Origin of the sequence: Ancylobacter sp. WKF20, from assembly GCF_029760895.1 — a bacterium.
In the GTDB taxonomy this organism is placed as follows: Bacteria; Pseudomonadota; Alphaproteobacteria; order Rhizobiales; family Xanthobacteraceae; genus Ancylobacter.
This window is the reverse complement of the sequence record NZ_CP121679.1, coordinates 1,794,283-1,807,856: the sequence shown is the minus strand read 5'-3', so window position 1 is coordinate 1,807,856 and position 13,574 is coordinate 1,794,283. Positions and strand designations below refer to the sequence as shown.

At 67.6% G+C, this 13,574-nt stretch carries 11 protein-coding genes; 7 read left to right on the top strand and 4 right to left on the bottom strand.

The features are described from left to right. The first annotated feature begins 143 nt into the window (after positions 1-143). Entirely contained in the window at positions 144-815 is a 672-nt protein-coding gene (locus AncyloWKF20_RS08305) for an MOSC domain-containing protein (RefSeq protein ID WP_279317398.1), read from the top strand. 87 nt (positions 816-902) lie between these two features. On the opposite strand, the gene AncyloWKF20_RS08300 is transcribed toward AncyloWKF20_RS08305, so the two are convergent. Further along, on the bottom strand, positions 903-2,051 hold the full coding sequence (locus AncyloWKF20_RS08300; RefSeq protein WP_279317396.1) for a L,D-transpeptidase: 1,149 nt from the start codon (positions 2,049-2,051) through the stop codon (positions 903-905). Between the two features lie 228 nt (positions 2,052-2,279). Continuing rightward, a complete protein-coding gene (tsaA, locus tag AncyloWKF20_RS08295; protein WP_279317395.1) occupies positions 2,280-2,828 on the bottom strand; it encodes a tRNA (N6-threonylcarbamoyladenosine(37)-N6)-methyltransferase TrmO in 549 nt (182 codons plus the stop codon). 267 nt (positions 2,829-3,095) lie between these two features. Here tsaA and AncyloWKF20_RS08290 point away from each other — a divergent pair, with 267 nt between their 5' ends. The 4 genes from AncyloWKF20_RS08290 to metH all read left to right on the top strand — a co-directional run bounded on the left by AncyloWKF20_RS08290 (position 3,096) and on the right by metH (position 9,222). Further along, positions 3,096-4,094, top strand: a complete 999-nt coding sequence (locus AncyloWKF20_RS08290; protein WP_279317394.1) for a metalloregulator ArsR/SmtB family transcription factor — start codon at positions 3,096-3,098, stop codon at positions 4,092-4,094. Continuing rightward, positions 4,094-5,017: a methylenetetrahydrofolate reductase [NAD(P)H] gene (gene metF / locus AncyloWKF20_RS08285; RefSeq protein ID WP_279317393.1), complete on the top strand. Its 924-nt coding sequence runs from the start codon at positions 4,094-4,096 to the stop codon at positions 5,015-5,017. Before AncyloWKF20_RS08290 ends, metF begins: the two co-directional genes overlap by 1 nt. A 79-nt stretch (positions 5,018-5,096) precedes the next feature. Next, complete coding sequence (locus tag AncyloWKF20_RS08280; protein ID WP_279317392.1) at positions 5,097-5,468, top strand: endonuclease domain-containing protein; 372 nt, start codon at positions 5,097-5,099, stop codon at positions 5,466-5,468. Positions 5,469-5,481: 13 nt separating this feature from the next. Then, positions 5,482-9,222, top strand: coding sequence for a methionine synthase (gene metH, locus AncyloWKF20_RS08275; RefSeq protein WP_279317391.1), 3,741 nt, complete (start codon positions 5,482-5,484; stop codon positions 9,220-9,222). 57 nt (positions 9,223-9,279) lie between these two features. Here metH and AncyloWKF20_RS08270 read toward each other — a convergent pair whose 3' ends face one another. Next, entirely contained in the window at positions 9,280-10,263 is a 984-nt protein-coding gene (locus AncyloWKF20_RS08270) for an aliphatic sulfonate ABC transporter substrate-binding protein (protein ID WP_279317390.1), read from the bottom strand. A 72-nt stretch (positions 10,264-10,335) separates the two neighbouring features. Further along, the gene (locus AncyloWKF20_RS08265; RefSeq protein WP_279317389.1) at positions 10,336-11,604 is read right to left on the bottom strand and encodes an amidase; all 1,269 of its coding nucleotides are present in this window, start codon (positions 11,602-11,604) and stop codon (positions 10,336-10,338) included. Positions 11,605-11,800: 196 nt separating this feature from the next. Between AncyloWKF20_RS08265 and pdxY the strand changes: the two genes are divergently transcribed. Continuing rightward, positions 11,801-12,649 carry a pyridoxal kinase PdxY gene (pdxY, locus tag AncyloWKF20_RS08260; protein WP_279317388.1) on the top strand — a complete coding sequence of 283 codons (849 nt, stop codon included), beginning with the start codon at positions 11,801-11,803 and terminating at the stop codon, positions 12,647-12,649. A gap of 5 nt (positions 12,650-12,654) precedes the next feature. Continuing rightward, entirely contained in the window at positions 12,655-13,551 is an 897-nt protein-coding gene (locus tag AncyloWKF20_RS08255) for a PhzF family phenazine biosynthesis protein (RefSeq protein WP_267581933.1), read from the top strand. Positions 13,552-13,574: the final 23 nt, after the last annotated feature.

Below are 13,574 nucleotides of genomic sequence, written 5' to 3'. Positions count from 1 at the left end.
CGGCGCGCCGGCAGCGCGGTAACGCTGTCCGGGCCCGATGGGTTCCAACGACTCGTCCTGCGACGAGTGGCCCATGGTATAGTCGCCCCCGCCGCAGGGGTAACATCCCGAACGCACGTCCGTAGTTGATACTAGGAGCGAGGATGGCCCGGCGATCCGCCCCCGTGACGGCCGAGGGGCCGGTTCCCGACCTGTTCGGCGCAACGGTCGTTGAGGCGCCCGCCGCGCTGCCGGGCCGGCGGCTCAAGGCGCGGCTCGCCCGCACCCTGCTGGCGGATGGGCGGGGCTTCCTCACCCGCGACGTGGCCGCGCTCGACCTCACACTCGACGGCATTACCGGTGACCGCCATGCCGGCGCCGCCCGCAAGGCCGATGCCCGCGTGCCGTGGTATCCGCGCGGCGCGCCGATCCGCAACACGCGGCAGGTCTCGCTGGTGGCGCTGGACGAGCTTGCCGCCGTCGCCGCCCGGCTCGGTGTGGTGGAGATCCGGCCGGAATGGCTCGGCGCCAATCTGGTGGTGGAGGGGCTTGCCCGCCTCACCCGGCTTCCCGTCGGCACGCGGCTGCATTTCCCCGGCGGGGCGGCGCTGGTGGTGGAGGGCGAGAACGCTCCCTGCCGTCACGCCGGGCAGGCGGTGGCTGAGGGGATCGCGGAAATGGGGCTAGCCTTGCCCGCCGCCGATCTGGCGCTGGCTTTCGTCACGGCGGCAAAGGGGTTGCGCGGTCTCGTCGCCTGGGTGGAGCGGGCGGGGGCATTGGAGGCGGGCGCCGAGATCAGCGTGCGCGTGCCGGCGCAGCAGCTCTGGGTGCCGTGACGCTCGCCGCTCCACCGGAGCACAAACAAAAATCCCGGCGGGCAGGGCCAGCCGGGATTTGAGGTCGTTCAGAAGAGGTGCGGCGCGTCAGCGCACCGCGACGCCCGGCTGGGCGCTCGCTGCCGTGCTGACCGGGATCGGCTGGGCGTCCGGCGCGGAGGCGGTGCGCGGGGAGGCATTGCCCGGCAGCACCACGACCTTGGTGCCGACCTTCACCTTGTCATAGAGGTTCTCGACATCCTCGTTCAGCATGCGAATGCAGCCCGAGGACATGAACTGGCCGATGGTGGAGGGCTGGTTCGTGCCGTGGATGCGGTAGATCGTGCCGCCCAGATACATGGTGCGGGCGCCGAGCGGGTTGCCCGGCCCACCGGCCATGAAGCGCGGCAGATAGGGCTGGCGCTCGATCATTTCCGCCGGCGGGCGCCAGTCGGCCCATTCCGCCTTGCGGGAGATCTTCTCGGTGCCGGCCCAGGTGAAGCCTTCGCGACCGACGCCGATGCCATAACGCTCGGCCTTGCCGCCCGGCAGGATGTAATAGAGGTAGGTGTTCGGCGTATCGATGACGATGGTGCCGGGCGCTTCCTTGGTGACGTAGTCCACCACCTGGCGGCGCAGATTGTCCGGCAGCGGCTTGGCCGGGCCGTCCTCGGGCTGGTCTTCCGGCGGCAGCATGGCGACGCTGGAGCCGTTGGCACCGTAATTATTGTTCAGATCCGGGCGCGCGGCGCTGCCGACGGCGGCCGGCGGGGCATAGACGCCCGCCGGGGCGCCCGCGCTGCCATAGGCCGGGGGCTGGCCGTAATTATTGGTGGCCGGCGCCTGCCCATAGCCCGCCGGCTGCTGGCCGGAATAGGCACCCGCCGGGTAGCCGGCCGGCTGGCGCGAGGGATCGGTATAGGGCGCGTTGGCAATCGGCGGGACACCCGGAGGCACATTGCCCGGCGCGACGACGACCGGCGGCTGGCCGGTGGGCTGCGCATAGGGATCGCGCACGCCGGGCGGGGTGCCCAGAGCCTGCGGAGCGCCGGCAGCCTGCGGCGCGCCAGCGGCCGGGGCTGCGGTGCCATAGGGGTCATAGGCCGCCGGAATCTCGGCCTCGGTCGGCGAAGTGGCTGCCTCATAGGGAGAGGCGGGCTGCTGCGCGGCGGGATAGGACTGCGCGCCGGCGGTGCCGGCCGACGCAAGCACGGCGAGCGCGACAGCGGGAACGAAACCAAGGCGAACGACCATCATCAAGCCTTAACTGGAATGCCGGGTGGGGTGCGTGGGTACAGTCACGCGACGCTTGTGACAGCACATGACGTACGATCAAGGCAGGTTCAAGACCAGAGTGGGCGTTGAACCTTGCTTGGCCGATCAGCCATGCGTCTGGCGCAGTGCCGATGCATTCATGTCACACATTACTTAGCGGCTCGTTGCTGACCCGAGGCTTGCCACGCTCCGGCGATCCTCAGGCCCCCATCAAGCGCCGTCGGGCCGCTTGTGTTCCCGGTGCCAGCCGACAATCGCATCGGGGAAGCAGTCGGTGGAGGCGAAATAGGGCTTGATGTCGAGGAGCGGCGTGCCGTCGAGGCAATCGAGCCCCGCCACGGTGAGGCTGTCCGGGCGGAGGGCCAGCACACGCACCGCGCTCATTGCGATGGGGTTGGGCCGCGCCGGGCTGCGCAGCGCGAAAGTGCCGCGCCCGAAGCCATAGCTGCGCGGCACCTGCACCACGAGGTTCCGCGGCGCATGGTCCATCCAGTAGAGCAGCCAGAGATGGGTGGTGCCCGCCAGCCCCTCCAGCGCCGGGCGGAAGGGAGCGTCGATCTCCACCGTGCAGGGCGCGTCCGATTCGCGGCTGTTGCGCGGGCAGTCGGCCCGCCGCGTCCAGGGGGTGCGCAGGCGGCCGATGAAGTGAAGCCCCGCATCCGGCGCCGCCGGCAGCTCGACCGCGACCTCGCCCGGGCGGATGCCGAAATCGGGCAGGGCGGAGGGGTGGGGCGAGGGGGTGTCATCGGGCGGGTTCATGGCGGCGACTTTACTCTGTGGGGGACCGGCAGCAAGGAGCGCGCTGCCGGCCTGGGCCGGCCGTGCCGACTGATACACACAAGCCTGTACACACAAGCCTGACTGGTCATCCGGTTGGCCTGATCGTCCACCTCACTGCACTGACCCGCCACGGCGTGAGACTGGTATGCCAGCCCGGCTTCACCCCTCTTGCGCGCGGGTCGAATAAGACATAAACATATCTTTATATCTTTTCCGACCAGCGACCAGCGACAGATCGAGACACCCGTGGCGAGCCTGCCCTTATCCTTCCCGCTGCTGCTCGACGGCCTCAAGGCGGCCGGCGAGGATACGCGCCTGCGCCTGCTGGCGCTGATCGGTGAGGGGGAGCTGACGGTCTCCGAGCTTACCGAGATTCTCGGCCAGTCGCAGCCGCGAATCTCCCGTCATCTCAAGCTCTTGGCCGAAGCGGGTCTGGTGGAGAGATACCGCGAGGCGAGCTGGGTGTTCTACCGCCGCGCCACCGAGGCCCCCGCCGCCGCGCTCACCGACGCGCTGCTGGACCTCCTTGCCCCCGACGACGCCATCCTGCTGCGCGACCGCGAGCGGCTGGAGGCGGTGCGCGCCGCCCGCGCGGCGCAGGCACAGGCCTATTTCCGCGCCCATGCCCATGAATGGGACGCCATCCGCCGCCTCCACGCGCCGGAAGAACAGGTGGAAGCCGCTATAAAATCAGCGCTTTCCGGCGCCACCATCGGCAGCCTGCTCGATCTCGGCACCGGCACGGGCCGCATTCTCGAACTGTTCGCCGGCGAGATGGAGCGCGGCGTCGGCATCGACCTGTCCTCGGAAATGCTCAGCGTCGCCCGCGCCAATCTGGAGCGCGCCGGCGTGCGCAACGCCACGGTGCGGCAGGGCGACATCTACAGCCTTGCTTTGCCACGCGATTCCTTCGATGTCGTGGTGGTTCATCAGGTGCTCCACTTCCTGGAGGACGCCCCACGCGCGCTGAAGGAAGCCGCCCGCGTGCTGCGTCCGGGCGGGCGGCTGCTGGTGATCGACTTCGACCCGCATGATCTGGAGTTCCTGCGCGAGCAGCACGCCCATCGCCGCCTCGGCTTCGCCCCCGAGATCTTGGAAAATTGGCTTGTTCAGGCAGGACTTAGCCCTCAATCGCACCGTCTTCTCGCGCCGCAAGCTGACGGCAAGCTAACCGTGTCACTCTGGCTGGCCCGCGATCCGCGCATCGCGCTGGCCTCAGCCCAAAACAACAGGGAGGTCGCCTGATGTCGTCGGATATCGAGCGCCGCAGCCGCCGCGCCGGCGGGCGGCCCATTTCGGTCTCGTTCGAGTTCTTCCCGCCCAAGACGCCGGAAATGGAGGCGACCCTGTGGTCCTCCATTACCCGTCTGGCGCCGCTGGCGCCGAAATTCGTCTCCGTCACCTATGGCGCGGGCGGCTCCACCCGTGAGCGTACCCACGCGACCGTCGAACGCATCGTCAAGGAAACCCGCCTCGCCCCGGCCGCGCACCTCACCTGCGTCTCCGCCTCGAAGGACGAGGTGGATGATGTCGTGCGCGGCTATTGGGACGCCGGCGTGCGCCACATCGTGGCCCTGCGCGGCGACCCGCCGGGCGGCGTCGGGCAGGCCTATGAGCCGCATGAGGACGGCTACAAGAGCTCGGCGGAGCTGGTCGCCGGCATTCGCCGCATCGCGAATTTCGAAGTCTCCGTCTCGGCTTACCCGGAAAAGCACCCGGAAAGCCCCAGCCTCGACACCGATCTCGACATCCTTGCCGCCAAGGTCGATGCCGGGGCGACGCGGGCCATCACCCAGTGCTTCTTCGACAATGACCTCTACTTCCGCTACCTCGACAAGGTGCGCGCGCGCGGTATTGATGTACCGATCGTGCCCGGCATCCTGCCGGTGTCGAACTTCAAGCAGGCCAAGAACTTCTCGGAGAAGACCGGCACCTACATGCCCGCCTGGCTCGCCGGGCGCTTCGAGGGGCTCGACAATGATCCCGAGACCCGCAAGCTGATCGCCGCGGCGGTGGCGGCCGAGCAGGTGTTCGACCTGGTTGATCGCGGCGTGACCGAGTTCCATTTCTACACGCTGAACCGCGCCGATCTCGTCTACGCGGTCTGCCACCTGCTCGGTGTGCGCCCGCCGCAGGAGGTCACAGCGGCAGGGCAGGCGGCGGCGTGAGCGGAAATTGTACCGATGTTGCGGTAGCTTAACCTCTCCCCGTCGGGGAGAGGTCGCCGCGCAGCGGCGGGTGAGGGGGATGACGGGCAAGACTTCGAGAGCGCGTCGGTTGCGCAAAGACCAGACCGATGTCGAATCCCTTCTCTGGTCCCGCTTGCGCGATCGTCGGCTGGAAGGCTGGAAGTTTCGACGTCAGGCCCCGGTCGACAGATATGTCGTCGACTTCCTCTGCGTCGATGCGAAACTGGTGATTGAACTCGACGGTGGTCAGCATACAGCCGAGACCGACGAGGAACGAACAAGGATGATCGAAGCTTGTGGCTTTCTGGTCATTCGTTTCTGGAATAACGACGTGCTGACAAATCTCGACGGGGTTCTGCTGCGCATTCTCGAAACCCTGCGCGGCGGGGCCCCTCACCCCAACCCTCTCCCCGACGGGGAGAGGGAGTAGGAAGCGTTCTGCCATGACTGCGACCAACCCGCCCGCCGACACCTTCGCTGCCCTTCGCACTGCCGCTGCCGAGCGCATTCTTGTGCTCGATGGCGCCATGGGGACGATGATCCAGCAATTGAAGCTGGATGAGGCAGGCTATCGCGGCGAGCGGTTCAAGGGCTGGAACCGCGATCTCAAGGGCAATAACGACCTGCTCAACCTGACGCTGCCGGACGCGGTGCGCGACATCCATCTCGCCTATTTCCTGGCGGGGGCCGACATCGTCGAGACCAACACCTTCTCCGGCACCACCATTGCCATGGCCGATTACGGCATGGAGAGCCTGGTCTACGAGATCAATTTCGAGGGCGCGCGCGTCGCCAAGGAGGCGGCGAAGCTCGCGGAAGCCAAGGACGGGCGCCGCCGCTTCGTTGCCGGCGCCATCGGCCCGACCAACCGTACCGCCTCGATCTCCCCGGACGTCAGCGACCCCGGCTTCCGCGCGACGAGTTTCGATGAGCTGGCAACGGCTTATGGCGAGCAGGCGGGAGCGCTGATCGATGGCGGCGCCGACATTCTGCTGATCGAGACCATCTTCGACACGCTGAACGCCAAGGCCGCCGTCTTCGCCATCGAGCGGCTTTTCGAAGAGCGCGGTATCCGCCTGCCGGTGATGATCTCCGGCACGATCACGGACCTGTCCGGCCGCACCCTGTCCGGCCAGACGGCGGCGGCGTTCTGGTACGCGCTGCGCCACGCCAGCCCGTTTTCCATCGGCTTCAATTGCGCGCTCGGCGCCAAGGAGATGCGCGCGCATATCGACGAGTTGTCGCGCCTCGCCGACACCTTCGTCTGCGCCTACCCCAATGCCGGCCTGCCCAATGAATTCGGCCTCTATGACGAGAGCCCGGCGGCGATGGCCAAGCTGGTCGGCGAGTTCGCCGCCTCGGGCCTCGTCAACATCGTCGGCGGCTGCTGCGGCACGACCCCGGACCATATCCGCGCCATTGCCGAGGCGGTGTCGCCGCACCGTCCGCGCGTGGTGCCCGAGATCGAGCCGCGGCTGCGCCTCTCCGGCCTCGAACCCTTTGAGCTGACGCCGCAAATTCCCTTCGTGAATGTCGGCGAGCGCACCAACGTCACCGGCTCCGCGCGCTTCCGCAAGCTCATCACCAATGGCGACTACACCGCCGCGCTGGCGGTGGCCCGCGACCAGGTGGAGAACGGCGCGCAGGTCATCGACATCAATATGGACGAGGGCCTGCTCGATTCCGAGAAGGCCATGGTGACCTTCCTGAACCTGCTCGCCGCCGAGCCGGATATCGCCCGCGTGCCGATCATGGTCGACAGCTCCAAGTGGAGTGTGATCGAGGCGGGCCTGAAGTGCATTCAGGGCAAGGGGATCGTGAACTCGATCTCCATGAAGGAGGGTGAGGACGCCTTCCGTCACCATGCCCGGCTGGTGCGTGCCTATGGCGCGGCGGTCGTCGTGATGGCCTTCGACGAGCAGGGCCAGGCCGACACCTATGAGCGCAAGATCGAGATCTGCACGCGCGCCTACCGCATTCTGGTGGATGAGGTGGGTTTCCCGCCTGAGGATATCATCTTCGACCCCAACATCTTCGCGGTGGCGACCGGCATCGAGGAGCATTCGGGCTATGGCGTCGCTTTCATCGAGGCGACCCGCGCCATCCGTCAGCAGTTGCCGCACGCCCACATTTCCGGCGGCGTGTCGAACCTGTCCTTCTCCTTCCGCGGCAATGAGCCCGTGCGCGAGGCGATGCACGCGGTATTTTTGTACCACGCCATTGGCGCGGGCATGGATATGGGCATCGTCAATGCCGGCCAGCTCGCGGTCTATGACGAGATCGAGCCGGAGCTGCGCGAGGCCTGCGAGGACGTGGTGCTCAACCGCCGCGAGGACGGCACCGAGCGCCTGCTGGCGCTTGCCGAGCGGTTCCGCGGCGGCGGCAAGGAGCGGCGCGAGGCCGATCTCACCTGGCGGACGCAGCCGGTGGCCAAGCGCCTGGAGCACGCGCTGATCAACGGCATCACCGATTTTGTCGAGGTCGATGTCGAGGAAGCCCGCCAGCAGGTGGCGCGCCCGCTCCATGTCATCGAGGGGCCGCTGATGGCCGGCATGAATGTGGTCGGCGACCTGTTCGGCGCCGGCAAGATGTTCCTGCCGCAGGTGGTGAAGTCCGCCCGCGTGATGAAGCAGGCGGTCGCCTATCTCATGCCCTTCATGGAGCAGGAGAAGATCGACAACGGCACCACCGGGGACTCGTCCGCCGGCAAGGTGCTGATGGCGACGGTGAAGGGCGATGTCCACGACATCGGCAAGAACATCGTCGGCGTGGTGCTCCAGTGCAACAATTACGAGGTGATCGACCTCGGCGTGATGGTGCCGACGGCGAAGATCCTCGACGCGGCGCGGGAGCACAAGGTCGACGTCATCGGCCTGTCCGGCCTCATCACCCCCTCGCTCGACGAGATGGTGCATGTCGCCTCGGAAATGGAGCGCGAAGGTTTCAGTGTACCGCTATTGATTGGCGGCGCGACGACCTCGCGTGTCCACACGGCGGTGAAGATCGCCCCGCAATATGTGCGCGGGCAGGCGGTCTATGTGACGGATGCGAGCCGCGCCGTGGGCGTGGTCTCGAACCTGCTCAACGACAATACCCGCGAGGAATATGTCGCGAGCCTGCGCGCCGAATACGCCAAGGTCGCCGACGCCCATGCCAAGAGCGACCGCAACAAGGTTCGCGTGAAGCTGGAAGAGGCCCGCGCCAACCGGCTGGTGCTCGACTTCGACAGCTATCAGGCGCCGGTGCCGACCTTCCTGGGCACGCGGGTGTTCGAGGAATACGACCTCGGCGAGCTGGTGCCCTATATCGACTGGACGCCCTTCTTCCAGTCCTGGGAGCTGGCGGGCCAGTTCCCGCGCATTCTCGACGACGCCAAGGTCGGTGTCGCCGCGCGCGCGCTCTACGAGGATGCCCAGCGCATGCTGGAAATCATCGTCGCGGAGAAGTGGCTCACCGCGCGCGCCGTGGTCGGCTTCTGGCCGGCGAATACGGTGGGCGACGACATCGTGCTGTTCACCGGCGACGACCGCGCCTCGGAGCTCGCCACGCTGCACACGCTGCGCCAGCAGATGGGCAAGCGCGAGGGGCGGGCCAATGTGGCGCTGGCCGATTACATCGCGCCGAAGAGCACCGGCGTGCCTGATTATATCGGGGGCTTCTGCGTCACCACGGGCTTTGGCGAGCCCGAGCGCTCGGACGCCTTCAAGGCGGCCAATGACGACTATTCCTCGATTCTTCTCAAGGCCTTGGCCGACCGTCTTGCAGAGGCTTTTGCAGAGCGGATGCATGAGCGGGTGCGCAAGGAATTCTGGGCTTATGCACCGGATGAAGAACTTCAGAATGAGAATCTGATTCAAGAAGCCTATCGCGGCATCCGCCCCGCGCCGGGCTATCCGGCGCAGCCCGACCATACGGAAAAGGCAACTCTTTTCAGCCTGTTGGAGGCGACGCCTAAGATCGGCGTGGAGCTGACCGAGAGCTTCGCCATGTGGCCGGGCGCGGCTGTGTCGGGCCTCTATTTCGCGCATCCGGAGGCGGCTTATTTCGGCGTCGGCCGGGTCGAGCGCGATCAGGTCGAGGACTATGCGCGGCGCAAGGGCATGAGCGTGGACGAGGCCGAGCGCTGGCTGGCGCCGGTACTCAATTACGACCCGCTGAGCCACAAGAAGGTCGCGGCGGAGTAGCGCCGGCAAACGATGCAACGGCGAGGCGGAAGGGCCCGCAGGCCCTTCCGTGGAGGCTCACAGGCCCGCCGGCTGCCAGATGGACACCGTGCTGGTGTCGACTTCCCGCGGAAGCAGGCCTTCCTTGAAGAAGGTGTCCGCGATCTTCTGCTGCTCGCCGAGGCCGGCCTTGGTCACGGCGCCGACCTTGTAGCTGCGCCGGCCATTGGCCACCTCGACCGCGCTGGCATCAATGCCCCACAGCGTGGCGAGCTGCGCGGCAGCCTCCTTCGGATGGGCCTTCACCCACTCGCCCTTTGCCTTCAGCTTCTCGAAGATGATTGCGAGCACCTTCGGGCTGCTCTGCGCGAAGGCTTCGGAGCTGAGATAATAGCGCTTGTAGCTGGCGAGCCCGTTGGAGCCGTCCGCCAGGATCCGCGCCTTGGAGGCGGCCTGCGTGGTGGCGAGGAACGGATCCCAAGCGACCCAGGCATCGACATTGCCGCCGACGAAAGCGGCGCGTCCGTCCGCCGGGGTCAGATAGGCCGGGGTGATGTCCTTGAAGGTCAGCCCGCCCTTGGCCAGCGCGGCCAGCAGGAGATAGTGGCTGCCGGCGCCCTTGGTCACGGCGACCTTCTTGCCCTTGAGATCGGCCAGCGAAGCGATGGTCGAGCCTTCCGGCACGAGGATGGCCTGCGCGGCCGGGGAGGGCGCTTCCTCGGCGATGAAGACCAGCTTGGCGCCGGCCGCCTGCGCGAAGACCGGCACGGTGTCGGCCACATCGGCGCTGAAGTCGATCTTGCCGAGGTTGAGAGCCTCGAGCAGCGGCAGGCCGCTGGTGAATTCGTGCCAGCTCACCTTCACGCCGAGCGGCTCCAGGGCCTTCTCCAGCTCGCCATCGGCCTTCAGCAGCGCGATGAGGGTGGAGGAGCGCTGATAACCGATGCGCACCGTATCGGGGGCCTGCGCGGCCAGCGGCATCGCGCTGGCAAAGGTGGCGGCAGCCGCAGCGGCGAGGCCGAGCAGGCCGCGGCGGGACAAGGACAGCAAGGGATGGGGCATTAGTACATCTCCTAATCTATCTAATTGATATACTAATGCCCCACGCCAACATCCAGCGGAAATTTCCTTCTATCAGGCGTCGGCGACGGCGCGTTCGAGGAAGCGGGCGGCGGCCAGCGCGGTACGGTCGCGGCCGAAGCGGCCGACCGCCTGCACGCCGATGGGCAGGCCGGTGGCGCCCGTAAGGCCGGTGACGTTGACGCAAGGAGCCCCGGTCAACGTCCAGAGCCGGTTGAAGGTCGGCGAGCCGGTGGTCGCATGGCCTTCCGGCGCCTCACCGGGGGCGGAGAAGGTGAGCAGCGCGTCGAAGCCGGCCAGCAGGTCAGCTTGGGCGTTGCGGGCCTTGCGGGCGGCGCGGCGGGCGGCGTCATAGGCATCCGGCGTGGTCGTCTGTGCCTCTTCCAGATAGGCATGCAGCAGCGGGGAGAGCTTGTCGCGGTGGCGATCCCACTCATCGGCCATCGCGAGCGAGGCCTCATAGGCCTGCACCACGGCGCTCGCGGCATCACCGGCTTCAAGGGCGGGCGGCAATTCGACCACCTCGACCTGCGCCCCGGCGCGCTCGGCGGCGCGCACGGCGTGCTCCAGCGCGGCATGGGCGTCGTCACTGGCAAGGCCGGCCCGCATTGTCTTGGCGACGGCAAAGCGCGGCCGCGCGGTTTCCGCATCGAGGTCGAAGTCGCGCCCGGTGATTGCCGCCATGGCGAAGGCGACATCCGCCACATGGGCGCCGAACAGGCCGATGGTATCAAGAGACCACGCAAAGGGCTTGAGCCCGAGCACCGGCAGCAGCTTGAAGGAGGGCTTGTAGCCGGTGACGCCGCAGAACGAGGCGGGGCGGATCACCGACCCGCCGGTCTGCGTGCCGATGGCGATGGGCAGCATCCCCGCCGCCACCGCCGCCGCCGAGCCGGAGGAAGAGCCGCCGGGGCTGTGGCTCAGCCGGCGCGGGTTGCGCGTGGGGGAGGGCTGCATGAAGGCGAATTCGGTGGTGACCGTCTTGCCGGCGATCAGCCCGCCGGTGCGGGCGATCATGCGTACAACGGCCGAATCCGCCGCCGGGTAATAGCCGGCGAAGAGCGGCGAGCCGCGCTCGGTGGCAAAGTCCACCGTGTCGAGAATGTCCTTGATGCCGACCGGCAGGCCCGCCAGTGCCGTGGCCGCAAGGCCCGGTGCCTGCGCAGCGGCGCGCAGCGCCTCGGCGTCGAAGCTGGCGAAGGCGCCGACCTCGCTCTCGCGCGCCGCGATCGCTTCGAGGCACCGCTCGGCCACGTCGGCCGGCGAGAGGTGCCCGGCGCGGATGGCCTGGGCGAGGGCGGCGGCGGAAAGCATCTCGGTCATGGCGTCGCTCGCGCTATCGAATGTCGCGTGGCTGTCGCATGCCGTCACGACTGCCGCAAGCGCGAGGGTGGCTTACGGCCCCGTGCGGTTCGGCAACACATCGCGCAAGTTTATGGATTGGCTCACCGAATTTCGTTTGAGCCCTTGCATCGCAAGGCTTAACCGCAGATCGTTCTTTCAGGTGGGGCGCGTTGCGATGAATATTCTCTCGATCCAGTCCTGGGTCGCTTACGGCCATGTCGGCAATGCCTCGGCCATGTTCCCCATGCAGCGGCTCGGCCATGAAGTGTGGGGCCTCCACACTGTGCAGTTCTCCAACCACACCGGCTATGGCGCCTGGCGCGGCGAGGTGTTCGGCGCCGGCTTGATCCGCGAGCTGGTCGGGGGGCTGGAGGACCGCAACGTGCTGCCGCGCTGCGATGGCGTGCTGTCGGGCTATATGGGCTCGGCGGAGATCGGTGATGCCATCCTCGACGCCGCGGCGCGGGTGAAGGCGGCCAACTCGCAGGCGCATTATTGCTGCGACCCGGTGATCGGCGATGTCGGCCGGGGCGTGTTCGTCCGTCCGGGCCTGCCGGAATTCATCCGCGACCGCGCCGTGCCGGCGGCCGACCTCATCACGCCCAACCAGTTCGAGCTGGACTATCTGTCCGGCCGCAGCACGACCACTCTCGCCGAGGCCGTGGCGGCTTGTGACGCCGTTCACGCCATGGGCCCGCGGGTGATCCTCGTCACCAGCCTGCATACCGAGGATACGCCTTCCGATGCCATCGACCTGATGGCCTCCGGCCCGGACGGGCGCTACCGCGTGCGCACGCCGAAGCTGGACATTTCCGTGAACGGGGCGGGCGACGCGATCGCCGCGCTGTTCTTCGTGCACTGGAAGTCGACGCATTCCACGGCCGAGGCACTCTCCAAGGCCGCCTCCTCGGCCTATGGCTTGCTTGCCCGAACGGCAGCCGCCGGCTCGCGGGAAATCCTCACCGTGGCCGCGCAGGATGAATTCGTCACGCCGTCCCGCCTCTTCACGCCGGAGAAGCTTTGACCGCCATGTCCCGCCGCTTTGTCACGCTCGACGTCTTCACCGATCGTCCCCTCGCGGGAAATCCGCTGGCCGTCGTGCTCGACGCCGAGGGGCTGGACAGTAACCAGATGCAGGCCATCGCCCGCGAGTTCAATCTCTCGGAAACGGTGTTCCTGGTGAAGCCGCAGGATGAGCGCAACCGCTCCAAGCTGCGCATCTTCACGGTGAACCACGAGCTGCCCTTCGCCGGCCATCCCACGGTCGGCACGGCGGTGCTGCTGGCGATCCGCGACGGGGTGGAGACCTCGACCGATTTCGTGCTGGAAGAGAATGTCGGCCCGGTGCCCTGCCATGTGAATGTGCGCGGCGAAAGGCTGGGCAATGCCATCTTCACCGTGCCGAGGATCCCCGAGATCATCCATGAGGAGCCGATGAGCGTGGAAGCCTGCGCGCAGGCGCTCGGCCTCGACACCTCGGATATCGGCTTCGACGGCTACCGCCCGGTGGTCGCCTCCGCCGGCGTACCCTTTGTGTGCATACCGCTCGCCTCGCGCTCGGCGCTGGCCCGCATCAGCCCGAGCGCGGCGCGGCTCATTGGCACCTTCGGCGGCGAGGCGGATTCGGTCTATGTGTTCTGCCGCGACGAGGATGGCGAGGGCGATTTCCGCGCCCGCATGTTCGGCGCCAATATGGGCATCGACGAAGACCCGGCGACCGGTTCCGCCGCGGCCTCCTTTGCCGCCGTGCTGTTCGCCGGCGAGCGCCCGGAGGATGGCTTCCATGCCTTCGACATCCTCCAGGGCGTCGAGATGGGCCGGCCGAGCCTGGTGCGGCTCGGGCTAGAAGTGACCGAGGGCGCGCTTACCGCCGTCACCATCGGCGGCGGTGCGGTCATCGTCGGCGAGGGCGTCATCCATGTGTGACATGGCCTTCGGGGGCCCCCGCC